Origin of the sequence: Bacillus sp. FSL R5-0443 (assembly GCF_038608285.1) — a bacterium.
GTDB lineage: Bacteria > Bacillota > Bacilli > Bacillales > Bacillaceae > Bacillus > Bacillus velezensis.
This window is the reverse complement of the sequence record NZ_CP152013.1, coordinates 3,185,062-3,207,500: the sequence shown is the minus strand read 5'-3', so window position 1 is coordinate 3,207,500 and position 22,439 is coordinate 3,185,062. Positions and strand designations below refer to the sequence as shown.

The 22,439-nt window shown below is 47.4% G+C and carries 24 protein-coding genes, 21 tRNA genes and 2 rRNA genes (1 of these 47 running past the window's edge); 37 read left to right on the top strand and 10 right to left on the bottom strand.

All coding sequences use genetic code 11. The annotated features are described in order from the left end of the window. The 23 genes from NYE28_RS16170 to NYE28_RS16060 all read left to right on the top strand — a co-directional run. Positions 1 to 243 (top strand): 23S ribosomal RNA (locus tag NYE28_RS16170) (it extends 2,687 nt beyond the left edge of the window). 50 nt (positions 244 to 293) lie between these two features. Next, a 5S ribosomal RNA gene (rrf, locus tag NYE28_RS16165) occupies positions 294 to 409 on the top strand. 23 nt (positions 410 to 432) lie between these two features. Continuing rightward, positions 433 to 508: transfer RNA gene (locus NYE28_RS16160), tRNA-Val, on the top strand. A gap of 29 nt (positions 509 to 537) precedes the next feature. Continuing rightward, a tRNA-Thr gene (locus NYE28_RS16155) sits at positions 538 to 613 on the top strand. Positions 614 to 650: 37 nt separating this feature from the next. Then, positions 651 to 726 (top strand) — tRNA-Lys (locus NYE28_RS16150). Between the two features lie 10 nt (positions 727 to 736). After that, positions 737 to 820 (top strand) — tRNA-Leu (locus NYE28_RS16145). A 9-nt stretch (positions 821 to 829) separates the two neighbouring features. Continuing rightward, positions 830 to 904, top strand: a tRNA-Gly gene (locus tag NYE28_RS16140). Between the two features lie 19 nt (positions 905 to 923). Next, a tRNA-Leu gene (locus NYE28_RS16135) sits at positions 924 to 1,009 on the top strand. A gap of 9 nt (positions 1,010 to 1,018) precedes the next feature. After that, a tRNA-Arg gene (locus NYE28_RS16130) sits at positions 1,019 to 1,095 on the top strand. Between the two features lie 17 nt (positions 1,096 to 1,112). Then, a tRNA-Pro gene (locus tag NYE28_RS16125) sits at positions 1,113 to 1,189 on the top strand. 4 nt (positions 1,190 to 1,193) lie between these two features. Then, positions 1,194 to 1,266 (top strand) — tRNA-Ala (locus NYE28_RS16120). Between the two features lie 20 nt (positions 1,267 to 1,286). Then, positions 1,287 to 1,363 (top strand) — tRNA-Met (locus tag NYE28_RS16115). Positions 1,364 to 1,365: 2 nt separating this feature from the next. Continuing rightward, positions 1,366 to 1,442, top strand: a tRNA-Ile gene (locus NYE28_RS16110). Positions 1,443 to 1,449: 7 nt separating this feature from the next. Continuing rightward, positions 1,450 to 1,542 (top strand) — tRNA-Ser (locus NYE28_RS16105). A gap of 19 nt (positions 1,543 to 1,561) precedes the next feature. Further along, positions 1,562 to 1,638: transfer RNA gene (locus NYE28_RS16100), tRNA-Met, on the top strand. A 7-nt stretch (positions 1,639 to 1,645) separates the two neighbouring features. Continuing rightward, a tRNA-Asp gene (locus tag NYE28_RS16095) sits at positions 1,646 to 1,722 on the top strand. 10 nt (positions 1,723 to 1,732) lie between these two features. Further along, a tRNA-Phe gene (locus tag NYE28_RS16090) sits at positions 1,733 to 1,808 on the top strand. 20 nt (positions 1,809 to 1,828) lie between these two features. Beyond that, positions 1,829 to 1,904: transfer RNA gene (locus NYE28_RS16085), tRNA-His, on the top strand. An 8-nt stretch (positions 1,905 to 1,912) separates the two neighbouring features. Beyond that, a tRNA-Gly gene (locus NYE28_RS16080) sits at positions 1,913 to 1,986 on the top strand. 15 nt (positions 1,987 to 2,001) lie between these two features. Then, a tRNA-Ile gene (locus NYE28_RS16075) sits at positions 2,002 to 2,078 on the top strand. A gap of 10 nt (positions 2,079 to 2,088) precedes the next feature. Then, positions 2,089 to 2,163: transfer RNA gene (locus NYE28_RS16070), tRNA-Asn, on the top strand. Between the two features lie 3 nt (positions 2,164 to 2,166). Beyond that, a tRNA-Ser gene (locus NYE28_RS16065) sits at positions 2,167 to 2,257 on the top strand. A 3-nt stretch (positions 2,258 to 2,260) separates the two neighbouring features. Next, positions 2,261 to 2,332 (top strand) — tRNA-Glu (locus NYE28_RS16060). Between the two features lie 34 nt (positions 2,333 to 2,366). On the opposite strand, the gene NYE28_RS16055 is transcribed toward NYE28_RS16060, so the two are convergent. Together NYE28_RS16055 and NYE28_RS16050 are read right to left on the bottom strand one after the other, a co-directional pair. After that, positions 2,367 to 2,837, bottom strand: a complete 471-nt coding sequence (locus NYE28_RS16055) for a tryptophan-rich sensory protein (protein ID WP_076425165.1) — start codon at positions 2,835 to 2,837, stop codon at positions 2,367 to 2,369. A 157-nt stretch (positions 2,838 to 2,994) separates the two neighbouring features. Continuing rightward, positions 2,995 to 3,714, bottom strand: coding sequence for a TraR/DksA C4-type zinc finger protein (locus NYE28_RS16050; RefSeq protein WP_007408850.1), 720 nt, complete (start codon positions 3,712 to 3,714; stop codon positions 2,995 to 2,997). Between the two features lie 282 nt (positions 3,715 to 3,996). Between NYE28_RS16050 and NYE28_RS16045 the strand changes: the two genes are divergently transcribed. The 6 genes from NYE28_RS16045 (at position 3,997) to menC (ending at position 11,497) form a co-directional block, all read left to right on the top strand. Next, a complete protein-coding gene (locus NYE28_RS16045) occupies positions 3,997 to 5,412 on the top strand; it encodes an isochorismate synthase MenF (RefSeq protein WP_337681426.1) in 1,416 nt (471 codons plus the stop codon). Beyond that, the gene (menD, locus tag NYE28_RS16040) at positions 5,409 to 7,145 is read left to right on the top strand and encodes a 2-succinyl-5-enolpyruvyl-6-hydroxy-3-cyclohexene-1-carboxylic-acid synthase (RefSeq protein WP_038459596.1); all 1,737 of its coding nucleotides are present in this window, start codon (positions 5,409 to 5,411) and stop codon (positions 7,143 to 7,145) included. Before NYE28_RS16045 ends, menD begins: the two co-directional genes overlap by 4 nt. Next, on the top strand, positions 7,133 to 7,957 hold the full coding sequence (menH, locus tag NYE28_RS16035) for a 2-succinyl-6-hydroxy-2,4-cyclohexadiene-1-carboxylate synthase (protein ID WP_012118267.1): 825 nt from the start codon (positions 7,133 to 7,135) through the stop codon (positions 7,955 to 7,957). Before menD ends, menH begins: the two co-directional genes overlap by 13 nt. Before the next feature lie 58 nt (positions 7,958 to 8,015). Further along, entirely contained in the window at positions 8,016 to 8,834 is an 819-nt protein-coding gene (gene menB, locus NYE28_RS16030) for a 1,4-dihydroxy-2-naphthoyl-CoA synthase (protein ID WP_007408846.1), read from the top strand. An 87-nt stretch (positions 8,835 to 8,921) separates the two neighbouring features. After that, positions 8,922 to 10,385 (top strand): o-succinylbenzoate--CoA ligase, encoded by a 1,464-nt coding sequence (locus NYE28_RS16025; protein ID WP_015240439.1) that lies wholly within the window; start codon positions 8,922 to 8,924, stop codon positions 10,383 to 10,385. Next, positions 10,382 to 11,497: an o-succinylbenzoate synthase gene (gene menC, locus NYE28_RS16020; RefSeq protein ID WP_038459593.1), complete on the top strand. Its 1,116-nt coding sequence runs from the start codon at positions 10,382 to 10,384 to the stop codon at positions 11,495 to 11,497. Before NYE28_RS16025 ends, menC begins: the two co-directional genes overlap by 4 nt. A gap of 382 nt (positions 11,498 to 11,879) precedes the next feature. Here the strand turns inward: menC and NYE28_RS16015 are convergent, their stop codons facing one another. Genes NYE28_RS16015 through NYE28_RS16005 form a run of 3 tightly spaced genes read right to left on the bottom strand, consistent with a single transcriptional unit; the run spans position 11,880 to position 14,491 of the window. Then, complete coding sequence (locus tag NYE28_RS16015; RefSeq protein WP_007408842.1) at positions 11,880 to 12,038, bottom strand: DUF1540 domain-containing protein; 159 nt, start codon at positions 12,036 to 12,038, stop codon at positions 11,880 to 11,882. A 57-nt stretch (positions 12,039 to 12,095) separates the two neighbouring features. Next, positions 12,096 to 13,136, bottom strand: a complete 1,041-nt coding sequence (locus NYE28_RS16010; RefSeq protein WP_038459591.1) for a cytochrome d ubiquinol oxidase subunit II — start codon at positions 13,134 to 13,136, stop codon at positions 12,096 to 12,098. A gap of 23 nt (positions 13,137 to 13,159) precedes the next feature. Beyond that, positions 13,160 to 14,491, bottom strand: coding sequence for a cytochrome ubiquinol oxidase subunit I (locus NYE28_RS16005; RefSeq protein ID WP_003152226.1), 1,332 nt, complete (start codon positions 14,489 to 14,491; stop codon positions 13,160 to 13,162). 197 nt (positions 14,492 to 14,688) lie between these two features. Here NYE28_RS16005 and NYE28_RS16000 point away from each other — a divergent pair, with 197 nt between their 5' ends. Both NYE28_RS16000 and NYE28_RS15995 read left to right on the top strand, forming a co-directional pair. Then, positions 14,689 to 14,937 (top strand): type B 50S ribosomal protein L31, encoded by a 249-nt coding sequence (locus NYE28_RS16000; RefSeq protein ID WP_007408839.1) that lies wholly within the window; start codon positions 14,689 to 14,691, stop codon positions 14,935 to 14,937. A 118-nt stretch (positions 14,938 to 15,055) separates the two neighbouring features. Further along, complete coding sequence (locus tag NYE28_RS15995; RefSeq protein WP_003152233.1) at positions 15,056 to 15,625, top strand: carbonic anhydrase; 570 nt, start codon at positions 15,056 to 15,058, stop codon at positions 15,623 to 15,625. On the opposite strand, the gene yidD is transcribed toward NYE28_RS15995, so the two are convergent. Next, positions 15,622 to 15,849, bottom strand: a complete 228-nt coding sequence (gene yidD / locus NYE28_RS15990) for a membrane protein insertion efficiency factor YidD (RefSeq protein WP_003152235.1) — start codon at positions 15,847 to 15,849, stop codon at positions 15,622 to 15,624. The two genes, NYE28_RS15995 and yidD, sit on opposite strands and share 4 nt — an antisense overlap. 125 nt (positions 15,850 to 15,974) lie before the next feature. On the opposite strand from yidD, the gene NYE28_RS15985 reads away from it, so the two are divergent. After that, positions 15,975 to 16,448, top strand: a complete 474-nt coding sequence (locus NYE28_RS15985) for an S-ribosylhomocysteine lyase (RefSeq protein WP_003152237.1) — start codon at positions 15,975 to 15,977, stop codon at positions 16,446 to 16,448. Positions 16,449 to 16,562: 114 nt separating this feature from the next. Continuing rightward, positions 16,563 to 17,006, top strand: coding sequence for a FixH family protein (locus tag NYE28_RS15980; protein WP_100001563.1), 444 nt, complete (start codon positions 16,563 to 16,565; stop codon positions 17,004 to 17,006). Here the strand turns inward: NYE28_RS15980 and ytzI are convergent. After that, the gene (ytzI, locus tag NYE28_RS15975) at positions 17,003 to 17,152 is read right to left on the bottom strand and encodes a YtzI protein (protein WP_007408836.1); all 150 of its coding nucleotides are present in this window, start codon (positions 17,150 to 17,152) and stop codon (positions 17,003 to 17,005) included. The two genes, NYE28_RS15980 and ytzI, sit on opposite strands and share 4 nt — an antisense overlap. Before the next feature lie 124 nt (positions 17,153 to 17,276). Here ytzI and NYE28_RS15970 point away from each other — a divergent pair, with 124 nt between their 5' ends. The 3 genes from NYE28_RS15970 to ytkD all read left to right on the top strand — a co-directional run bounded on the left by NYE28_RS15970 (position 17,277) and on the right by ytkD (position 18,882). After that, on the top strand, positions 17,277 to 17,714 hold the full coding sequence (locus NYE28_RS15970; protein WP_007408835.1) for a Dps family protein: 438 nt from the start codon (positions 17,277 to 17,279) through the stop codon (positions 17,712 to 17,714). A 151-nt stretch (positions 17,715 to 17,865) separates the two neighbouring features. Beyond that, entirely contained in the window at positions 17,866 to 18,270 is a 405-nt protein-coding gene (locus tag NYE28_RS15965) for a holin family protein (protein ID WP_007408834.1), read from the top strand. Between the two features lie 132 nt (positions 18,271 to 18,402). Then, positions 18,403 to 18,882: an RNA deprotection pyrophosphohydrolase gene (gene ytkD, locus NYE28_RS15960; RefSeq protein WP_003152244.1), complete on the top strand. Its 480-nt coding sequence runs from the start codon at positions 18,403 to 18,405 to the stop codon at positions 18,880 to 18,882. A 35-nt stretch (positions 18,883 to 18,917) separates the two neighbouring features. Here the strand turns inward: ytkD and NYE28_RS15955 are convergent, their stop codons facing one another. The 3 genes from NYE28_RS15955 to NYE28_RS15945 are packed head-to-tail and all read right to left on the bottom strand — an operon-like array spanning position 18,918 to position 21,503. Continuing rightward, the gene (locus NYE28_RS15955; protein WP_014418698.1) at positions 18,918 to 19,730 is read right to left on the bottom strand and encodes an ABC transporter permease; all 813 of its coding nucleotides are present in this window, start codon (positions 19,728 to 19,730) and stop codon (positions 18,918 to 18,920) included. Next, positions 19,705 to 20,487 carry an ABC transporter ATP-binding protein gene (locus NYE28_RS15950; protein WP_003152246.1) on the bottom strand — a complete coding sequence of 261 codons (783 nt, stop codon included), beginning with the start codon at positions 20,485 to 20,487 and terminating at the stop codon, positions 19,705 to 19,707. Before NYE28_RS15950 ends, NYE28_RS15955 begins: the two co-directional genes overlap by 26 nt. Positions 20,488 to 20,498: 11 nt before the next feature. Continuing rightward, complete coding sequence (locus NYE28_RS15945) at positions 20,499 to 21,503, bottom strand: ABC transporter substrate-binding protein (protein ID WP_174738600.1); 1,005 nt, start codon at positions 21,501 to 21,503, stop codon at positions 20,499 to 20,501. 137 nt (positions 21,504 to 21,640) lie between these two features. On the opposite strand from NYE28_RS15945, the gene NYE28_RS15940 reads away from it, so the two are divergent. Then, complete coding sequence (locus tag NYE28_RS15940) at positions 21,641 to 22,414, top strand: prolyl oligopeptidase family serine peptidase (protein ID WP_337681427.1); 774 nt, start codon at positions 21,641 to 21,643, stop codon at positions 22,412 to 22,414. Positions 22,415 to 22,439 lie beyond the last annotated feature (25 nt).

Below are 22,439 nucleotides of genomic sequence, written 5' to 3'. Positions count from 1 at the left end.
ACGAGAGGACCGGGATGGACGCACCGCTGGTGTACCAGTTGTTCTGCCAAGGGCATCGCTGGGTAGCTATGTGCGGACGGGATAAGTGCTGAAAGCATCTAAGCATGAAGCCCCCCTCAAGATGAGATTTCCCATTCCGCAAGGAAGTAAGATCCCTGAAAGATGATCAGGTTGATAGGTCTGAGGTGGAAGTGTGGCGACACATGGAGCTGACAGATACTAATCGATCGAGGACTTAACCAATTTGAATGTATGCTTACTGTTATCTAGTTTTGAGAGAACACTCTCAATGGTTTGGTGGCGATAGCGAAGAGGTCACACCCGTTCCCATGCCGAACACGGAAGTTAAGCTCTTCAGCGCCGATGGTAGTCGGGGGTTTCCCCCTGTGAGAGTAGGACGCCGCCAAGCCATTACACGCAAGTGTAATATATGGAGGATTAGCTCAGCTGGGAGAGCATCTGCCTTACAAGCAGAGGGTCGGCGGTTCGAGCCCGTCATCCTCCACCATTCCTATCATACATAAGTTGGCGTATTAAGCCGGTGTAGCTCAATTGGTAGAGCAACTGACTTGTAATCAGTAGGTTGGGGGTTCAAGTCCTCTTGCCGGCACCACCTTTATATGTTATACTATATAAGTCTCTTGTAATAAGAGCCATTAGCTCAGTTGGTAGAGCATCTGACTTTTAATCAGAGGGTCGAAGGTTCGAGTCCTTCATGGCTCACCATGTTTTTCTTGCGGATGTGGCGGAATTGGCAGACGCGCTAGAATCAGGCTCTAGTGTCTTTACAGACGTGGGGGTTCAAGTCCCTTCATCCGCATTGCCAAACGCGGAAGTAGTTCAGTGGTAGAACATCACCTTGCCAAGGTGGGGGTCGCGGGTTCGAATCCCGTCTTCCGCTCCAACTATACTATACCATCCATGCCGGGGTGGTGGAATTGGCAGACACACAGGACTTAAAATCCTGCGGTAGGTGACTACCGTGCCGGTTCAAGTCCGGCCCTCGGCACTTATTGTTGCGCCCGTAGCTCAATTGGATAGAGCGTTTGACTACGGATCAAAAGGTTAGGGGTTCGACTCCTCTCGGGCGCGCCATACATACTTTTGAAAAACGGGAAGTAGCTCAGCTTGGTAGAGCACATGGTTTGGGACCATGGGGTCGCAGGTTCGAATCCTGTCTTCCCGACCATTTTGGGGCCTTAGCTCAGCTGGGAGAGCGCCTGCTTTGCACGCAGGAGGTCAGCGGTTCGATCCCGCTAGGCTCCACTTGATTTTAATTGTTTTTTGGCGGTGTAGCTCAGCTGGCTAGAGCGTACGGTTCATACCCGTGAGGTCGGGGGTTCGATCCCCTCCGCCGCTACCATTGGACCTTTAGCTCAGTTGGTTAGAGCAGACGGCTCATAACCGTCCGGTCGTAGGTTCGAGTCCTACAAGGTCCACCACTTATACGGAGGAATACCCAAGTCTGGCTGAAGGGATCGGTCTTGAAAACCGACAGGGGTGTCAAAGCCCGCGGGGGTTCGAATCCCTCTTCCTCCGCCATATCTAATTTAATTATCATCGCGGGGTGGAGCAGTTCGGTAGCTCGTCGGGCTCATAACCCGAAGGTCGCAGGTTCAAATCCTGCCCCCGCAACCAAAAAAATGGTCCGGTAGTTCAGTTGGTTAGAATGCCTGCCTGTCACGCAGGAGGTCGCGGGTTCGAGTCCCGTCCGGACCGCCATTTATAAAAAGGCTCGGTAGCTCAGTTGGTAGAGCAACGGACTGAAAATCCGTGTGTCGGCGGTTCGATTCCGTCCCGAGCCACCATTTAATTTAATATTGTTTTGGCGGTTGTGGCGAAGTGGTTAACGCACCAGATTGTGGCTCTGGCACTCGTGGGTTCGATTCCCATCAATCGCCCCAAACAACATGCGGGTGTAGTTTAGTGGTAAAACCTCAGCCTTCCAAGCTGATGTCGTGGGTTCGATTCCCATCACCCGCTCCATTTTTATATTGTCATGGGCCTGTAGCTCAGCTGGTTAGAGCGCACGCCTGATAAGCGTGAGGTCGGTGGTTCGAGTCCACTCAGGCCCACCATGATGATTTTTCCACAGTAGCTCAGTGGTAGAGCTATCGGCTGTTAACCGATCGGTCGCAGGTTCGAATCCTGCCTGTGGAGCCATACGGAGAAGTACTCAAGTGGCTGAAGAGGCGCCCCTGCTAAGGGTGTAGGTCGTGTAAGCGGCGCGAGGGTTCAAATCCCTCCTTCTCCGCCATAAGGCCCGTTGGTCAAGCGGTTAAGACACCGCCCTTTCACGGCGGTAACACGGGTTCGAATCCCGTACGGGTCATTAAAAAACCTTGCATAATATGCAAGGTTTTTTATTATGCGTTCATAGTGTAAATGGTAAAAGACAGGTATGTGGCAAAAGCGCTCCATAATAAATAAGGGACCAGAAGCCAGGCTGAAGCTTTACTGTATTTACCGGCAATGAGCAACAGAATGAGTGTTGTCACCGCCACAAGCAGGCAATCGATAGATGCAGCAAGCAAATTTTTCTGTGTGAATTGAAAATAGCTGAATCCTTGATTCACGATATAATTGATGAGAAGCATCACCCAAAAAGTTTTGGATTCTTTACATGAAAACTTTGCGTATATCAAGGCTGCTGAGAGCGAAATAAGCGCAAACAAAACCGCCCATATGATGCCGATCACTGATCCGCTCGGCGTCCAGTCAGGTTTTTGCAGTGCGTCATACCATTCACGGTCGATGGGAAAGAGAACCCCCGCTAAAGAAAACAAGACATATGTAATGATAAATACAATAATCGCACCGATATACTTCTTTTTCATTTGTTCCCTCCGTCATTCAATGTCAATACGTTAGTTCCCTTTTTTGGAAATATTAAACCCTTTTAAAAGGTTCATGCATCATTAAGTGTATGAGTTTTCAGTGTAAAAATGCAGCAAACCATTTATTTGTATTCAAAAACCCCGGCAGGCCGGGGTTTTAATCAGCATGAAGATCGCCAAAGGTCGTCATAATTCCTTCTTCGTCCAGTTCCTGTTCATATTTTTCGTGTGCTTTGCTTGGATACACGGAAATGTTTTTTCCGGTAATATCTGTCGCGATAAAGTTTTCATAATCCTCAGCATAGCCGATGTTTTCTTCTGAGTTCATTGTCATATCCCCATAGCTGAGCGGAGGATCCTCTAAATCCTGAGGCGTTTCTGAGTTTCCGTATTCCTCAACATCCTGATAAGCATCTTCACTATCGTAAGTCGCCCGGATTGATTCATCATCATCAAATTCAAACTGTCCGAACGGTGTTTCCTCTTCAATCGGCCTGTCTTTGGAAACGGCATCCTGCGAGGAATATTCCGCCAATGTCGTAGCCGTCGGCAGAGCTTCGAGTCTGTCATAAGGAATGTCCTTGCCGCTGACTTCACATGTGCCGTATGTGCCGTTTTCAATTTGTTTCAGAGAGTAATCAATATCGCGAAGGTGCTCCCGTTCATGGTCGAGCAGAGCCAGGTCTTTTTCCCGCTCATATAATTCGGTCGCCTGATCGCCGGGATGATTGTCATAGGAAGACAATTCGCCGGATGACTGATACGGGAATTCATCAGCTAACTGAAATTGATCATTTTCTTTAAAGCGGCTCAAAATATCATGTCTGGCTTCTTCCAATTCTTTTTTTAAGTGTGTGATCTGTTCGTTTGTAAGCACATCAATCCCTCGTTTCTATGTGATGCTTACTGTTAGTATGAACGCTTTTGCGCAGAAAAATGGTGGATAAAAATAGTCATTTTCCCATGAGGAAGTAAAAGGATACAGTGATTGCCGAGAGTGGGGAAAGAAAATTCAAGTTTGTTTCTTTATTCATTTGCGCAAAAAGGTTTATAATAAGAAATGCAGGCATTTTGTCGTGCTCACATCTGTGTGTTTGACACAAAGTCATCACAGGTGTATTGTATTAAAAGCATTTAACGGATTATGGAGGAATGTCTCATGGTGACAACGGTGCAGCATACGTTCCGAGAGGAAGCAGATCATGCATTACATAAAGCCAAACAAGTCAACCATGCTGTCTTATTGAGCTATTCAAGACGTATTGCGTCTTTAGACCCTCTATCATTTTTCAAAGACGGAGCAAAAAAATATAAAGGCAAACGATTTTTTTGGTCAGAACCCGGTAGTGAATTAACAATAGTCGGTCTTGGCACAGAAGCGCTGTTCCAATCGAATGAAAAAAATGGAAAGCGTTATCACGACGTTTTTGAACAATGGGAGCGCTTTAAAAAGACGGCTTTTCATATTCATGAAGAAGAAGAGACGGCGCATACCGCGGTCGGTCCTGTCTTATTCGGCGGTTTTTCATTTAATCCCGCTGAAGAGAGAGGAGACGAATGGAACGGGTTCGAAGAAGGACTGTTCTTTATCCCCTCACTCATGCTGACAAAGACGGCAGATGGTGATTATTTAACCGTCAATCAATGGGCGGCAGACGGTAATCAGGCAGAAGATACGCTGAAACGTCTGAAATCTTTTTCGGAAGCTTTTTCAGTTTCTTCAATCGAGTATGAAGAATATCCTGTTTTAACAAAAGCGGAAGAACTTGATGTGGAAAACTGGCTTGAAGCCATTAAAACAGCAACAAATGATATGAAAGCAAATCAATATGATAAAGTCGTGCTGGCAAGGGAAGTCGTTTTGTCATATGATGGGCCTATTCCGGCGGAGAGCGTTGTCCGCAAGCTTTTGACGGACCAAACGACAAGCTATGTTTTTGCGATTGAGCAGGGAGATAAATGCTTTGTCGGCGCTTCACCGGAACGGCTGATCAAAAAATCCGGCAAAGACGTCATGTCCACCTGTCTGGCAGGTTCAATTAAGCGCGGAGAAAATCAACAAGAAGATGAGCGTCTCGGCAAAGAGCTGCTGCATGACGAAAAAAATCTCGCGGAACATGATTTTGTGGTTAAGATGATACACGATTCTTTTTTGTCGAGCTGCAGCGATGTGAAAAAGCCTGCAGGTCCGCAATTATATAAAACAAAAAGTGTTCAGCATCTATATACGCCGATCACAGGCCATCTTAAAACGTCCGCTTCGCTGTTTGATTTAATTGAAAAGCTGCATCCCACACCGGCATTGGGCGGAGCTCCCCAGCAGAAAGCTGTTGAGATTATCGCTGATATTGAACCGATGACACGCGGATGGTATGCGGCCCCGATCGGCTGGATGGACGGCAGGGAAAACGGAGAATTTGTCGTGGCTATCCGATCAGGGCTGATTGAAGGCAAAAGTGCGCGGCTTTTCGCAGGCTGCGGCATTGTTGAAGATTCAGATCCGCAATCAGAATATGAAGAAACACAAATTAAACTAAAGCCGATGATCTCTGCTTTAGGAGGTGAAAGGCTTTGACAAACCCGATTACACATTATATCGGAAGCTTTATTGATGAATTCGCTCTATCAGGTGTCACCGACGCAGTTGTTTGCCCGGGGTCGAGGTCAACTCCCTTGGCGGTTTTGGCGGCGGCCCACCCGGATATTCAAGTCCATATACAGATTGATGAACGATCCGCAGGTTTTTTCGCACTCGGTCTTGCAAAAGCCCGCCAGCGTCCGGTCATGCTGATTTGTACGTCAGGAACGGCGGCGGCTAACTTCTATCCGGCCGTGATTGAAGCTCATTATTCAAGAGTGCCTCTGATTGTCCTGACTGCTGACCGGCCTCATGAATTGAGGGAAGTGGGGGCGCCTCAGGCGATTAACCAGCATTTTCTGTTCGGTAACTTTGTTAAGTTTTTCACAGACTCGGCTCTGCCTGAGGAAAATCCTCAAATGCTGAGCTATATCAGAACATTGGCCGGCAGAGCCGTAAGTGAAGCCGGGAAGCGCCCGATGGGGCCAGTCCATATCAATGTGCCGCTCAGAGAGCCTTTGATGCCGGATTTATCAGCCGCACCTTTTGAAAGAATGAGAAAGGGGCGGCACGTCTCAGTCACAACAGGGATTCAGTCAGCTGATCAAGATTCTCTCTGTCATATTACAGAGCGTCTTGCGGGGACCGAAAGAGGTATGATCGTCTGCGGCGAAATTCACGGTGAAGCAGAAAAGCAGCAAGTCATCGCGCTTGCCGAGATGCTTCAGTTCCCGATTTTGGCTGATCCGCTTTCAAACCTCCGAAACGGGAAGCATGATAAGACGCTGATTATTGATGCTTATGACTCGTTTTTAAAAGATGAAGAAATAAAAGAGGCGCTGCGCCCTGATGCTGTGATCCGCTTCGGCCCGATGCCGGTTTCCAAACCGCTCTTTTTATGGCTCAGAGATGATCCTGCCATTGAGCAGTTTATCGTCGATGAAGACGGAGGATGGAGAGATCCCACCCAGGCCGGCGCGCATATGATTCATTGCCATCCGTCTGTGTTTTTGGAAGCGGTCCGTTCAGCTGAAACCGGAAAACGGCCGTCCGGATGGCTTGAGAAATGGCAGTTTGTCAATGAGCGGTTCCGGAGTCATTTACAGGCCGCGAGCATGGATGATTTATCATTTGAAGGAAATGTATATCGTCAGCTTCAGCACCTTGTCCCTGAAGGCAGTTCGATTTTTGTCGGCAACAGCATGCCGATTCGCGACGTGGATACGTTCTTTGAAAAACAAGATCGCTCCTTCCGTGTCTATGCCAACCGCGGCGCTAACGGAATTGACGGAGTTGTCTCCTCGGCTATGGGACTGTGTGAGGGTACAAAAGCTCCTGTCACGCTTGTCATTGGAGATTTATCGTTTTACCATGATTTAAACGGGCTGTTAGCGGCTAAAAAACTTGGAATTCCGCTTACGGTTATTTTAATAAACAATGATGGCGGCGGGATTTTCTCGTTTTTGCCGCAGGCATCTGATAAGACTCATTTTGAAGAACTGTTCGGTACGCCGACGGGTCTTGATTTCCGGCATGCCGCCGCACTGTACGGCGGGACGTATACTTGCCCTGAGACATGGGAGGCATTTAAGGATGCGTATCAGCCGCAGGCGGACAAGCCCGGACTTCATATAATCGAGCTGAAAACAGATCGGACATCAAGAGTTCAATTCCATCGCGATCTGCTGCAGGCCGCAGTGCGGGAAGTGAAAAAAGAATGGAAACTGTAACAGTTAAAACGGCCGACGGCGTATGCTATCGTGCTGCTGATAGCGGACACGAATCATCTGAAGCTATTGTTTGTCTGCATGGATTTACGGGCAGCAAAGAATCATGGATGTTTTTACGCGGCATGTTTCCCGGCGAACGAATGGTGATGATTGACTGCCTGGGTCACGGGGAGACAGACGCGCCTGTGCAAGCGGCAAGGTACAGTGCGAGCCGGCAGGTTGCGGACCTTGCCGCCGTTTTTGATCAATTAAAACTTCACAAAGTGAAACTTATTGGTTATTCTATGGGGGGAAGACTTGCGTATTCCTTTGCACAGGCATTTCCGCATCGGGTGTCAGCGCTTGTTTTGGAAAGTACAACCCCGGGCCTCAGCACGCTTCAGGAACGCAAAAAGCGGATTCAGTCAGACCGGAAGCTTGCTGACTTTATATTGCGGGAAGGTATAACATCGTTTGTCGATTATTGGGAGGGCATTCCGTTGTTTGCCACGCAGCTTTCTCTGCCGGACAGCGTAAAGGCGTCCATCCGTGCCGGCAGGCTGAAAAATAATCCGTCCGGACTTGCAGGCAGCCTGCTCGGAATGGGGACGGGCTCACAGCCTTCCTGGTGGGAGGCATTACACCGCATCAAAGCGCCCGTCCTGCTCATATGCGGTGAATGGGATGAAAAGTTTTGCGCTATTAATCAAAAGGTGCATAACCTGCTCCCATCAAGTAAAATAGAGGTTGTCAAACAGGCGGGGCACACGGTACATGTGGAACAGCCGCGAATTTTTGGTAAGATAGTAAGTGAGTTTTTATACGGCTTGTAAAGCATAAAGAAAATAGCTTTTCGGCCGGACTCAGGCAAAAATGAAGGAGGTCATATCAATGGCTGCAGAATGGAAAAGTGAACGTCAGTACGATGAAATCCTGTACGAGACGTATAACGGTATTGCAAAAATAACAATTAACCGCCCGGAGGTACATAACGCATTTACTCCTAAGACGGTATCAGAAATGATTGACGCGTTTGCCCGTGCGCGTGATGACTCCAATATTGGTGTCATCGTTCTTGCGGGAGCGGGAGATAAAGCATTCTGTTCAGGCGGAGACCAAAAAGTCCGCGGTCACGGCGGATATGTCGGAGACGATCAGATCCCGCGTCTGAATGTGCTTGATCTTCAGCGTTTGATCCGCGTGATTCCTAAACCGGTCGTAGCGATGGTATCAGGCTATGCCATCGGCGGAGGCCATGTGCTTCATATCGTCTGTGATTTAACGATTGCGGCCGATAACGCGATTTTCGGCCAAACCGGACCGAAAGTGGGAAGCTTTGATGCCGGTTACGGCTCAGGTTACCTGGCGCGTATCGTCGGACATAAGAAAGCCCGTGAAATCTGGTACCTGTGCCGTCAATACAACGCGCAGGAAGCGCTCGACATGGGGCTTGTCAATACAGTTGTCCCATTAGAGAAACTTGAAGAGGAAACAATTAAATGGTGTGAAGAAATGCTTGAGAAAAGCCCTACAGCCCTTCGTTTCCTTAAAGCGGCATTTAATGCAGATACAGACGGCCTCGCCGGAATTCAGCAATTTGCAGGAGATGCAACGCTTCTTTATTACACGACTGACGAAGCGAAAGAAGGCCGCGATTCCTTTAAAGAGAAACGCAGTCCCGATTTCGGTCAGTTCCCTCGTTTTCCGTGATCAGATGACACTACGAAACAGCTTGAGCCGCTCTGGTCCAAGCTGTTTTCTTTTCAAAAACAGTACTTTTACCTCGGAGATGATAACATGCTGACAGAACAGCCGAATTGGCTCATTCAAAGGGCTCAGCTGACACCAGAGAGAATTGCTCTCATATTTGAAAACAAACAGATGACATTCAGAGAATTATATCATGCTTCTAAACAAATGGCCGCGCGGCTGTATAAATACTGCTCGCTTAAAAAAGGAGACCGCGCTGCGATTTTGCTTTCTAACAGACCGGAAATGGTTTATGCCGTTCACGCCTGCTTCTTATTAGGGGCGGAAGCTGTGCTGTTGAATACGAAGCTCTCAAAACAGGAACGGTTGTTTCAGCTCGAAGATTCACAGGCAAAGCTTTTATTGACGGAGGACGGTTTTTGCCGCGAAGAATATGAATCTGCGGTCGCCGCTGCAGATGTGGACGAGCTGCAGGCTGAAGAGGCGGGAGACATTGAACCTGAAGCTTATGTAACGCTTGATGATACGGCGACTCTTATGTATACGTCAGGAACAACGGGAAGGCCGAAGGGGGTGCAGCAGACTTTCGGTAATCATTATTCCAGCGCTGTATCGTCTGCGCTGAATCTGGGGGTCACGGAGCGGGACCGCTGGCTTATTGCGCTGCCGCTGTTTCATATCAGCGGTCTGTCTGCGCTGTTTAAGTCGGTCATTTACGGCATGCCTGTCGTGCTTCATCAAAAATTTTCTGTCACTGATGTGCTGGACAGCATCAGCTCCCATCAGGTCACGATCATTTCAGCGGTGCAGACCATGCTTTCGGGCCTGCTTGCGGAAACTGAACAATGTCCTGAATCACTGCGCTGCATTCTGCTTGGCGGGGGTCCGGCACCGCTGCCGCTCCTTGAAGAATGCCGCAGGAAACAATTTCCGGTATTCCAATCTTATGGCTTGACTGAAACCTGCTCACAGATTGTCACGCTTTCTCCGGAATTCAGCATGGACAAGCTCGGCTCGGCCGGTAAACCGCTGTTTTCATGCGAAATTAGAATTGAAAAAGACGGAAACCCTTGTGCGCCGTTTGAACACGGTGAAATTACGGTGAAAGGCCCGAATGTAATGAAAGGGTATTACCATCGTGACGACGCAAACCAGGCCGCTTTTCATAATGGATGGTTTAAAACGGGCGATCTTGGCTATTTGGATGATGAAGGGTTTTTATACGTGCTGGACAGGCGGTCGGACCTCATTATTTCAGGCGGAGAAAACATCTACCCGGCAGAAGTGGAAGCGGCGCTGCTTGCCCATCCGGCTGTAGCAGAGGCCGGTGTTTCGGGAGCCGAAGATCCGAAGTGGGGGAAAGTGCCGCATGCTTTTCTCGTGCTGACTTCTTCTGTCAGTTCTGAGGAGCTGACCGCCTTTTGCCGTGAGCGGCTTGCAAAATATAAAATACCGGCTGCTTTTTTCGAGGTTGACGGGCTCCCGCGGAACGCGTCCAATAAACTGATGAGGCATCGGCTGAATGAGCTTCGTAAAGGAGAATTATCATGATTAAGATTGAAAAAATCACCCTTTATCATGTAAGTATGAGGCTGAAAAAACCGTTTAAAACAAGTATTGAAACGCTGCAGGATCGTAAATTTTTGATCGTGGAAGCGATCGATGAAACCGGGAGAACCGGCTGGGGGGAGGTATCGGCGTTTTCTTCTCCGTGGTATACAGAAGAAACGATTCAGACATGCGCGCATATGCTGAGAGATTTTTTCATCCCAAATGTCGTAGGCCGCGAGTTTTTCCATCCGTCAGAAGTGCCTGACAGTCTCGCGCGTTTCAAAGGAAACCGCATGGCAAAAGCGGGGCTGGAATCAGCCGTGTGGGATCTATATGCCAAGAAAAAGGGGATATCTCTCGCAGAAGCCTTAGGGGGCAAAAGAGATAAAGTGCCCGCCGGCGTGGCGGTGGGTCTGGCTTCGGCTGATGAGATGCTTCGGGAAATTGAGCAATACGTAAAAGAAGGTTATCAACGTATAAAAATAAAAATTCAGCCCGGCCATGACGTTGATCTGGTCAGAGCCATCCGCAGCCGTTTTCCGAACGTACCGCTGATGGCGGATGCCAACTCGGCATATGAACTGAAAGACATCAGCAGGCTGAAAGAGTTGGATGAATTCCAGCTCTTGATGATAGAACAGCCGCTTCAAGCAGATGATATTGTCGATCACCGCCACCTGCAGAAACACTTGAGAACCGCGGTATGCCTTGATGAAAGCATATGCTCATGTGATGACGCAAGGCGGGCGATTGAGCTTGGGAGCTGTAAAATCATTAACATAAAACCGGCGCGTGTAGGAGGCCTGACAGAGGCTTTAAAAATACATGACTTATGCAGAGAGCATCACATGCCGGTTTGGTGCGGCGGAATGTTTGAAACCGGCATTTCGAGAGCGCAGACAGTCGCGCTTGCTTCGCTGCCGCAATTTACGATACCGGGTGATATTTCCTCATCAGACCGATACTGGGAGGAGGATATTGTCACTCCCGACATACGTATCGAAGAGGGATTCATCTCTGTTCCGGACGGTCCCGGACTGGGTGTTGAAGTCAATCAGGAAATAATGAGAAAATACGTCACCCAAATGGACGTTTTTACGACAAACAACTGATAAAAAGACATTTCAGCGAGTTGAGCTGCCTGTATGCTGCTGTTATATTGAAACTGTTCATCATCACCCCTTCCCCAGTTTGAACCGGCTGTATCAGCCGGTTTTTTTAATAGGCGGATGCGATGATTTTTTATTCTTCAAACAGTGTCGGCTTTACATGCAGGTGTTGCTTTCTGGCTGGGCAAACATGTACATCTTGATAAAAAATTCTGTGCTTGTCATGAATGCGATACTGATCGTACCGTCTGCCGCCTATATTTGCCGACGAACCGCCTTTCTGCCATGCTTCTCATCCGCGCGATTTTCTCCGGCTCAGTGGCTGATTTCAAAAAGGCTTGCGGCGCGGAAATGAAAAAGAGCTGTATAAAACAGCTCTTTTCTTTTATAAATCATGCGGTTTAAAGGTTTTGCAATCCGTTTCTTCACTTTTTTCAGCGGTTTCGCCTGTATGGCTGACCACATAAATCGCGTCGGCCGTGCATTTGTTTCCTCTGCCCCAATATGAACAGTTATTGACTTCACACAGAATTTTTTGGTCCATGCTGGCTCCCCTCCAAGATAAAAGGTACGCCATTAGTATGAGCCGCCCTGATTTTTGTTATTCCTCCTGGCGGATATAACGTCTGTCTTTCATAAAGAGCTTCCAGAAGAAATAAAACCCGGGAAACAAAATAATGAAAGCGACGATATACGTCATAAACAGCGCCCTGAAGGTGGCCGGCTCCGTAAATCCTGACATGACCGTAATATCCGGATAAATCATATAAGGAAGATGCGCCCGTCCGTATGCATAGCTTGCCAGAAAGTATTGAAGCGCAATGGCGATCATGGCGATTCTCGGTTTGCCGAGGTTGCGGCCGAAGCGCTTATTCGGCAAAAACAGAGCCACGCCAGCAATGATAAATGTAATGACAGACAGAATGAGCCATGTCTTGTCTTTCATCATCCCCGTATACAGCCAGCCGGCTTCAGAGCGTAATGTCAGCATAATGAAGAAGGCAAAAAGAAGCGACAGCGGCCCTGTTAGTAAAGAGCTCCGTCTGTAGATGCGGTACGCATGGTCCTCTTCCGCAACATTTGAAAAATCGGCCAGAAGCAGTGAAGATAAAAATAAAGTGCTTAAAATGGCAAAGCCGATAAACGCATACGCATTAAGGCTTGTAAAGACATTTGCCAAATTCAGGTGATACACGCCGCCCGTCTTATCAATAAATCCTCCGTGTGTGACCGGAAGGACCAAAATCAGCACAGCGGGAATAACGAAGCCCGAAATTCCGGAGATATATCTCATGATTTTTCTTTCCTTCGCCGTATTGGAGAAGACGAGAAAGCCGCTGCGGATGGCTAAAAGCAGCAAAATAATACTCCCTGGGATCAATAAAACGGTTCCCAGCACGAAGGTTGCCCCTGGAAAGAAGCTGAATAGGGCGACAACGATTGCGACGATAAAGACGTTGGTCACTTCCCATGTCGGGGACAAATAACGGTTGGCGATGTTTGTCGCCTTTGTTTGTTCTCTATTTAAATAAATCATCGACCAAAAGCCGGCTCCGAAGTCCATCGTTGCCATGACCGCGTAGATAAACACGAAGCCCCATACGATTGATATCGCAATGAGAGCATCCATGGTAATGTCCATTTTAATTTCAGCCCTTTCTATTGTTAGGATTCCGCCGCTTTTACATCCTCCTCAACGGGATGTTTGCGGAAATAATAAAGCAGCACATAAATGACTGCAGCTGCCAAAATGGCGTAAACCACTGTAAACAGGATGAACAGCAAACCGATTGAACCGGTTGTCGTGACGACATCAGACGTTTTCAAGAGATGGTAAATCACCCATGGCTGCCGCCCCGTACAAGCGAATATCCACCCGAATTCAATTCCGATCAGACTGAGCGGCCCTGCAGTTAAAAATAAAATCAAAAGCCAAGTCGGAAAGCTGTCTTTCTTTAAAATTTTTCTCCACACGATGCCGATGATTGAGTACAAAATGAGCAGCATCCCGATGCCGACCATTCCGTTAAACAGTGTATGGATGAATAAAGGCGGCCACTCGTCTTTCGGAAACGCGTTCAATCCTTTGACGACGGTATCAAAGCTGTTTGCAGCCAAAAAGCTTAAAGCCCACGGCACTTCTATCGCCCATTTTACTTTTTCTTCTTTTGCATCAGTAAAACCCCCGATCGCAAGCGGAGCGTGTGATCTAGTTTCAAACAGCCCTTCTGCGCCCGCAAGCTTCTCAGGCTGGTATTCGTAAAGAAGCTGGGCTGACTCGTGACCGTTTAAAGAGGCAATAATGGAGAATATCCCGCCGATCGTTAAGGCGAGCAGCAGCGCTTTTCGGTGAAAGCGGTATACCTGCTCCTGTTTTCTCGTTCTCAGCATTTTATAAGCCGCAACTGACGCAACGATAAATGCCCCGGTCATGAAAGCCGTCAGAACGACATGGCCCGCGGTGGTGAAAAAGCTTGGATTAAAAAACGCTGCCCACGGTTCGACGTCAGTGATTTTGCCGTTTAAAATTTTAAAGCCGGCCGGCGTTCCTTCAAATGCGTGAACATTTGTGATTAAGACGGCGGATGCCGCGGCGCCGATCAAAACGAAAATTACGGCAATGATGCGCATCGCAGGAGTCAGCCGGTCAGCGGCGTAGACATAAATGGACATAAACAGCGCTTCGATAAAGAATGCATAAATTTCAATCTGAAACGGGAGTGACATCACCCTGCCGATGACTTCCATGAATCCGGGCCACAAAAGGGCAAGCTGTGTACCCGCGATCGTTCCGGTCGGTATCGCCACGCCGAGCAGAACAGCCTGCGCCTTCGTCCACCGTTTTGCCATAATGGCATAATGCGGATCTTTTGTTTTTTGGTAAATCAATTCAGCCATTAAAATCATCAGAGGCAAGCCGACACCAAGCGTCGCAAAAATAATATGAAAGCCCATGGTTGTCCCGAACAGGCTTCTGGCTAACACTAAATCATCCACGATCATAAACCGCCTTTCTAAATTACCGTTTTATGTAATGTGGTTATATTATTTGCTGAAGCGATTAGATTATTCTTCCGATTCCATATATGTGCAGGGTTTAGAAATCAGGGGATCAGGGCATATATGATTGACAAGCGGATATTTAAGGTTTAAAATAAAACGTAATTATTACGATTTAGGAAAGGGAGATCACCATGAAAAAAGATATTCATCCGGATAACCATCAAGTGATTTTTCAAGATGTGAACAGCGGCTATCGCTTTTTAAGCCATTCTACGAAAACGTCAGCGGAAACGGCAGAGTGGGAAGACGGAAAAACATACCCGCTGATTAAAGTGGAAGTCAGCTCAGATACGCATCCGTTTTATACAGGCCGCCAAAAATTCAACGAAAAAGGCGGGAGAGTCGAACAGTTCAACAAAAAATACAATATGGGAAAATAAGACAAGCCCCATTGGGCTTGTCTTATTTATTGAGCAATTTGTCATCTCGTGCGGGGAGTGACGAAATGACCCGTCTTATGTTATATTGTGAATAAAAAAGCAGAAAGGAAACACCAAGATGAGTCTTCTAAACGATATCATGCAATTTAATGAGCAGTTCACTAAAAACAAAGATTATGAAAAATACCAAACATCTAAATTCCCGGATAAAAAAATGGCGATTTTGTCCTGTATGGACACACGTCTTGTAGAATTGCTTCCGCATGCGATGAACATGCGAAACGGCGATGTGAAAATTATTAAAAGTGCCGGCGCGCTTGTCGCCCACCCGTTCGGAAGTATCATGCGCAGCCTTTTAGTGGCCGTATACGAATTAAACGCCGATGAAGTCTGCGTTATCGGCCACCATGATTGCGGCATGAGCAAAATCAACAGCGAGGATATGCTCGATAAAATTATCGACCGCGGTATTCCGAAAGAGCGGATTGACATGCTGAAGCACTCAGGAGTTGATCTTGATCAATGGCTGAAAAGCTTTGATTCAGTAGAAGCGAGTGTTACAGACAGCGTTAACGTCATTAAACACCATCCGCTATTCCCCGACAATGTGCCGGTGCACGGTCTGGTGATTGATCCTGAAACCGGTAAACTTGATCTGGTAATCGACGGCTACCAGCATATGGACTAATGTTTTTGTTTTTTGTCCGGTACGGGATCAACACCGCCCGGATGAAAAGGGTGGCACTTTAAAATCCGCTTCAGTGTCAGCCATCCGCCTTTTAATGCGCCGTGAGTCTTGACGGCTTCGATTCCGTACTGCGAACACGTCGGATAAAAGCGGCATGACGGCGGCGTCAGCGGAGAGATGAACTTCTGGTATCCGCGGATTAAAGCAATCATTATGGTTTTCATCAAAAAAACCACCTTTCTGATGCTAGTATAGAAAAAAAATTTCAGATTGAAAAGCTTCCGCCACAATTCTTATCGGAAAACTGTGTTATAATGGATGCATATTCTGAAAAAAAGGGAGTGCCATTATGCCTTCAGTAGAAAGTTTTGAGCTTGACCATAATGCGGTTGTGGCTCCGTATGTAAGACATTGCGGAGTGCATAAAGTCGGAACAGACGGCGTCGTGAATAAGTTTGACATTCGCTTCTGCCAGCCGAACAAACAGGCGATGAAGCCGGATACGATTCATACGCTTGAGCACTTGCTTGCGTTTACGATTCGCACACATTCTGAGAAATACGATCACTTCGACATCATAGATATCTCACCGATGGGCTGCCAGACAGGCTATTATCTTGTTGTCAGCGGCGAGCCGACAGCGGAAGAAATTGTAGACCTGCTTGACGCTACGCTGAAAGAGGCCATCGATATTACGGAGATTCCGGCGGCCAACGAAAAACAGTGCGGCCAGGCGAAACTTCATGATTTAGAAGGCGCGAAACGTCTGATGCGTTTCTGGCTGTCACAGGATAAAGAAGATTTGCTGAAAGTGTTCGGATAAAAAACAGGCCTTTTTGCTGACATGCAAAAAGGCTTTTTTACATATTTCTAAAAAATGTCACACCTTATGTGTAAGCGTTTGCTAAAATAGAAGCAAACATGAAGGAGTGATGGGATGAAACGGGCTGTATTGGCAGGTATGTGCGGTATGCTATTTCTATTATCTTCCTGCGGGGGCAATTCGGACAAAACCTCCGCGGATGAAGAGCCTAAAGCGCTTGAGGTCAAGCTTACAGGACCGGAAACGGCAGCACCGCATGAAAAAGCGGAATACAAGGCGGAAGTTTTTTACGGCGGCAAGCGTGTCACGGATGCGGATGAAGTCATGTTTGAAGTATGGAAAGAAGGAAAAAAAGGCAGCAGCAAAACAAGCAAGGCCAAGGAGGAAAAAGGGGCGTATCACCTGCGGACTGAATTTGATGAAGAGGGTGTGTATACCGTTCAATCCCACGTAACGGCAAAACAGCAGCATAATATGCCGACTGTAAAAGTGCGTGTCGGGGGTGCTGAAGCTGCCGATGATTCCTCCGGCCATGAGGAACAGACGCATCATCATTAAGGATTTTTTTTATCCGTCAAGCCTTTTGATGCGTCCTCCGGCGGGTCAATCGTATGTTTTACATTATAAGCTCTTACAGTCGACCAGATGGATAAAAGCAGCACGGCGAGCACGATAAGAAAGCCGAAGCTCAGAAGAAGCAGCATGAAATCCCTCCTTTTTAACAAATCATAACATATTTTCCATCCGTAAAATCAAGGGCTAAAAATTTATGTTTTAACACACGATATATAGGGTATATCAATAGTAAACCAAAGGAGGAAGATAGGCATGTCAGAAAAACTATTGGACGCAGTCAATAAGCAAGTTGCAAACTGGACGGTCATGTATGTGAAATTACATAACTATCATTGGTACGTCAAAGGGAAGGACTTTTTCACATTGCATGAAAAGTTCGAGGAGCTGTATAACGAAACGGCTACATATATTGATGATCTGGCAGAACGTCTGCTGGCATTAAACGGCAAGCCGATCGGCACAATGACGGAATCATTGAAGACAGCGTCTGTAAAAGAAGCGGAAGGCAATGAGAGCGCAGAACAAATGGTACAGAACATTTATGATGATTTCACTGTCATTGCGGAAGAGCTGAAAAGCGGCATGGATCTCGCAGATGAGGTAGGAGACGAAACGACCGGTGATATGCTGCTTGCCATTCACCAGAATATCGAAAAACATAACTGGATGCTGAAAGCGTATTTGGGATAATCAACAAGGGAAGACCGGGGCTATAAAGCACTCGGTCTTTTATTTGGCTGCCGAAGAGAGGTGTTGTCCATTTTTCTGAAAAATCCAGTCCGTTCCATTCACTTTTCATAGAATAATGTAAGGCCGTTTCTGTGAAAGGATGTTGGATCAAGTGGGCAAAGACTTTGGCATCTTTTCGTTTTTTGCAGTGATCGTGTCGGCAGCGGGGTTTTTCTTCGGAGGTTTTCAGTATTCGTTTCTGATTTTGCTATCGGTCATGGCGATTGAGTTTATCAGTACAAGCTTAAAAGAATCTCTTTTGCAGCAGCTGAGCGCAAGAAAGCTTTTTGCGCGGCTGGTCAAAAAAATCGTGACCCTGGCATTAGTCTCAGTTTGCCATTTTTTTGACCAGCTGCTTCATACCGAAGGCGCCATCCGTAATTTGGCTATCATGTTTTATATCTTATACGAATCGGTTCAGATCGTGATTACGGCAAGCTCGCTGGGCATACCGGTTCCGCAGGTGCTTGTCGACCTATTGGATACTTTGAAAAATAAATTCAAGCGCAAACCGTAACATTTGCTTCAAAGGAGGCTATACTAGCGGGTATGATGGTTTTCCTCTGAATTTTTGATAAAGGGCTTCCGAACAAACGCAACTGTGGTATGATGTATGGAAGATATGAAGGAACGGATTAGAGGGATAAACATGTACGAGTTTAAAGACTATTATCAGAACACTGTTCAGCTCTCCTTTGAACACCAGCCTTTTTCAGACAGCCCGAAGCACGTGTGGGTCATATGCCGATATGGAGATAAGTGGCTTTTGACTGAGCACGAAGACCGGGGGTTTGAATTTCCGGGCGGAAAAGTGGAGCCGATGGAATGTGCGGAGGAAGCGGCCCTGCGCGAGGTGAAAGAAGAAACCGGTGCCGCGGTAAGACATCTGAAGTACGTCGGACAGTATAAAGTTCTCGGCAGGGAAAAGGTAATCGTGAAGAATATTTATTTTGCCGATATTGAAAAGCTTGAAAAACAGGCTGACTATTTTGAAACAAAGGGGCCGGTGCTGTTCAGCGAACTGCCGGAGAATCTCCCGCGAAATAAAAAATTCAGTTTCATTATGAAAGATTCGGTGCTTCCGATCAGTCTGAAAAAGCTGAAAGAGGACGGCGTATTTCAATCATAAAAAACGGAGACCCGGCGTTTACGCACGGGTCTTTTTTAAATTTTTCCTTTCGTCCATTTTCTTTCTAACAGTTCGACTCCCTGATACATCAATGTCGCAAAAATTGCGATGATCAGAAGGCTTAAGAACACAAGAGTGAAATTGAAGACCTGGAATCCGTAAATGATCATGTAGCCCAGACCTTTTTCGGAAACGAGAAACTCGCCGACGATGACACCGACCCAGGATAAACCGACGTTCACTTTAAGCGCGGAAATAATCGCGGGAGCGCATGCCGGCAGAATGACTTCTTTAAACATGATGCTTCTTTTCGCTCCGAAGGTTTTCATCACTTTAATATAGTTTTCATCCACTTCCTGAAAAGCCGTAAAGACGACGATTGTCGTGATAATGACACTGATGACTGCTCCCATGGCGACAATGCTTGTGAAATTCGGTCCGAGTGCTACGATGAGAATCGGTCCGAGTGCGACCTTCGGCATCGCGTTTAAAATGACGAGGTACGGGTCTAAAACCCGGGCGAGCCTGTTTGACCACCATAACAGAGCGGCAAGGCATGTGCCGAGGAGCGTGCCGAGCAAAAAGCCGAGAACGGTTTCTCCTAAGGTAACGCCTATGTGCGCCGCAAGGGATCCGTCCGCAATCTTTTCAACTAAAAGCCTGCAAACGGCGGAGGGTGAGCTGAAGATTAACGGATCGATCCAGCCCGCCCTGCTCGATATTTCCCATCCGGCAAAAAATACGATGAAAATGGCGGCCTGATACGCACGGATCCGGAGCTTTTCTTTTTGGTGTCTTTTCTTAAACTGCTGATGAAGCTGTTCAATCGTGCCGCTGCTGTTTTTCAAGGGAATTCAGCTCCTTCCATATGGTTTGAAACAGCGGCTGAAAGGCCGGATCCTGACGCGCGTCAAACGGATCTAAAGCCGCGAGCTCCTTAGGCACGGTGAATATTTGGTGGATTGTGCCCGGCTGATTCGAAAATAAATAGATCGTATCGCTCATGGCGATGGCTTCACCGATATCGTGGGTGACGAGCACGGCGGTTTTTTGAAAATCCTTTAATGTTCTGAAGACAAGATTTTCCAAAGAAAGCTTCGTTTGAAAGTCCAGCGCGGAAAACGGTTCATCAAGGAGCAGCAGTCCCGGGTCCGGCGCAAGAGTTCTGGCAAGTGCCGCCCGCTGCCGCATCCCGCCTGAGAGCTCTTTCGGGTATTTCTTTTCGACGCCGATTAATCCGAGCTTAGGCAGAAGGCTGAGAACTTCAGCTCTTTTTTCTTCTGTTAATGTTTTTGAAATGTGTAAACCGAGCAGCACGTTTTCCTCAATTGATTTCCAAGGAAATAAATAATCCTGCTGAAGCATATAACCGATTTGGTGTTCTTTATGGTTCGGCACGCTTCCTTCAATCAGCACCCGGCCTTGCGCAGGGGTGATAAGACCGGCCAGAATGGACAGGAGTGTTGTCTTTCCGCATCCGCTCGGTCCGAGAAAGGAGATGAAATCCCCTTTTTCAATCTGAAAATGTATATCTTTCACGGCGGTTGTCTTTTCTTTCAGCGAGAAATAAGTATGTGTTACATGATCGACATGTAAAAAAGACATTCATGTTCCTCCTATTGTTCTGAGGTGACTTTTTTGGCGATTTTTGTGTTGACGAGTTTGCTGTACGGAATGTGTTTCGGGAGCTCTCCGGCTTCATCCATAATAGATTGAAGCTGTTCCCATTCATCCTTTTGCAGAACTGGGTCTGCAGAGAATGACTTTTGTTTTTTATAGCGCTCTATTGATGTTTCGATAATGGCCGGATCGGTATCGGCAAATTCCTTCTGAATCGTTTTTGCGATGTCTTTGGCCGGATGGCTTTCCACCCATTGCTGGGCGCGATAGATGGCGCGGGTGAATTTTTCCGCCGTCTTTTCATTGCTTTTCAAATAACTTTCTTTTGCCATAAAGGTTGTGTATGGCATTTGGCCGGAAGCTTCTCCGAAGGATGCGACGATATGGCCGATGCCTTCTTTTTCAAATTGGGATGCCGTCGGTTCAAACAGCTGCACATAATCACCCGTTCCGGATGCGAATGCGTTGGAAATATTGGCGAAATCAATGTTTTGAACGAGGTTAATGTCTTTTTTCGGCTCTATGTGATTCTTTTTCAGGACGTACTCACCGGCCATTTGGGGCATGCCGCCTTTTCGCTGGCCGAGAAATGTTTTTCCTTTTAAATCGCTCCATTTGAATGATTTCTCATCCTTCCGTGACACGAGAAATGTGCCGTCCGTCTGTGTCAGCTGTGCGAAGTTGATGACCGGATCTTTTGCTCCCTGCGCCTCCACGTAAATGGATGTTTCAGAACCGATCAGCGCGATGTCTGACCCGTTTGACAAAAGCGATGTCATTGTTTTGTCTCCGCCCCATGTTGTTTGAAGTGACACTTGGAGCCCTTCTTTTTTAAAGAAACCTTTTGCTTCAGCGACATACAGAGGCGTATAGAAGATGGAGTGTGTGACTTCCGCCACCTTTACCTTTGTCAGACTTTCTTCCTGTCTGCAGGCCGGAAGAATGAGCAGGAAAAAGGCGCATATGACAAAAACGCAGCCCGTTTTGAGCCATTTGTTCACGGTGTAACCCCCTTGTTTTAAGCGTTAAATAACCTTTTCTGCTTTACATATCGTATGATGGGTATAAAAAATGTGTGAGTGCCCATATTCACGTTGGGAAAGAATAAAAAAACTGATGATATAAGGAGGCCATTGTTTTGCTGGTAGAAAAGAAAAGGTTCCCGTCTCCGAGTCCGCATATCCACCTCTTTGAGGTATGCTATAAGTCAGAAGGGCTGAAGGTAAAGGGGCTCCTTGCCGAGCCTGCGGCACCGGGAACATATGACGGTTTTTTATATTTGCGCGGCGGCATAAAAAATGTCGGCATGGTACGCCCCGGAAGAATCGTTCAATTCGCTTCCCAAGGCTTTGTCGTGTTTGCGCCCTATTACAGAGGCAACCAGGGCGGCGAGGGAAATGAAGATTTTGCGGGAGAGGACAGAGAGGACGCGTTTTCCGCTTTCCGCCTGCTTCGGGAGCATCCGAACGTCAGGGAAGGGCGGGTGCATATTTTCGGTTTTTCCCGGGGCGGAATCATGGGGCTTTTGACCGCGATTGAAATGGGGCATCAAGCGGCTTCGCTCGTATCATGGGGCGGTGTGAGCGATATGGTGCTTACTTATGAAGAGCGGAAGGATATGCGGCGGATGATGAAGCGGGTGATCGGCGGCACGCCGAAAAAGGTGCCGGATGAATACAGATGGCGTTCGCCGTTTGAAAAAGCAGACCGCATTCAGGCCCCTGTGCTGCTCATCCATGGAGAGAATGATGAGAATGTTTCGATCGAACACGCCCGAATGATCGAGGACAAGCTGAAAGAGGCGGGGAAACCGGTGGAAACTTGGTATTACAGCGGTTTTACGCATTATTTTCCGCCGCAGGAAAACAGACGCATTGTCCGGCGGCTGGCGGAATGGATGAAGACACGGTAAGATGCCTGATTTATGATATGATAAT

Bases quoted from the DNA above. Each gene is read 5' to 3' on its own strand.
- NYE28_RS16055 (WP_076425165.1), bottom strand. From the start codon at position 2,837: ATGAAAAAGAAGTATATCGGTGCGATTATTGTATTTATCATTACATAT.
- NYE28_RS16045 (WP_337681426.1), top strand. From the start codon at position 3,997: ATGGTGACAACGGTGCAGCATACGTTCCGAGAGGAAGCAGATCATGCA.
- menH (WP_012118267.1), top strand. From the start codon at position 7,133: ATGGAAACTGTAACAGTTAAAACGGCCGACGGCGTATGCTATCGTGCT.
- menB (WP_007408846.1), top strand. From the start codon at position 8,016: ATGGCTGCAGAATGGAAAAGTGAACGTCAGTACGATGAAATCCTGTAC.
- NYE28_RS16025 (WP_015240439.1), top strand. From the start codon at position 8,922: ATGCTGACAGAACAGCCGAATTGGCTCATTCAAAGGGCTCAGCTGACA.
- menC (WP_038459593.1), top strand. From the start codon at position 10,382: ATGATTAAGATTGAAAAAATCACCCTTTATCATGTAAGTATGAGGCTG.
- NYE28_RS16015 (WP_007408842.1), bottom strand. From the start codon at position 12,038: ATGGACCAAAAAATTCTGTGTGAAGTCAATAACTGTTCATATTGGGGC.
- NYE28_RS16010 (WP_038459591.1), bottom strand. From the start codon at position 13,136: ATGGACATTACCATGGATGCTCTCATTGCGATATCAATCGTATGGGGC.
- NYE28_RS16000 (WP_007408839.1), top strand. From the start codon at position 14,689: ATGAAAAAAGATATTCATCCGGATAACCATCAAGTGATTTTTCAAGAT.
- NYE28_RS15995 (WP_003152233.1), top strand. From the start codon at position 15,056: ATGAGTCTTCTAAACGATATCATGCAATTTAATGAGCAGTTCACTAAA.
- yidD (WP_003152235.1), bottom strand. From the start codon at position 15,849: ATGAAAACCATAATGATTGCTTTAATCCGCGGATACCAGAAGTTCATC.
- NYE28_RS15985 (WP_003152237.1), top strand. From the start codon at position 15,975: ATGCCTTCAGTAGAAAGTTTTGAGCTTGACCATAATGCGGTTGTGGCT.
- NYE28_RS15980 (WP_100001563.1), top strand. From the start codon at position 16,563: ATGAAACGGGCTGTATTGGCAGGTATGTGCGGTATGCTATTTCTATTA.
- ytzI (WP_007408836.1), bottom strand. From the start codon at position 17,152: ATGCTGCTTCTTCTGAGCTTCGGCTTTCTTATCGTGCTCGCCGTGCTG.
- NYE28_RS15970 (WP_007408835.1), top strand. From the start codon at position 17,277: ATGTCAGAAAAACTATTGGACGCAGTCAATAAGCAAGTTGCAAACTGG.
- ytkD (WP_003152244.1), top strand. From the start codon at position 18,403: ATGTACGAGTTTAAAGACTATTATCAGAACACTGTTCAGCTCTCCTTT.
- NYE28_RS15950 (WP_003152246.1), bottom strand. From the start codon at position 20,487: ATGTCTTTTTTACATGTCGATCATGTAACACATACTTATTTCTCGCTG.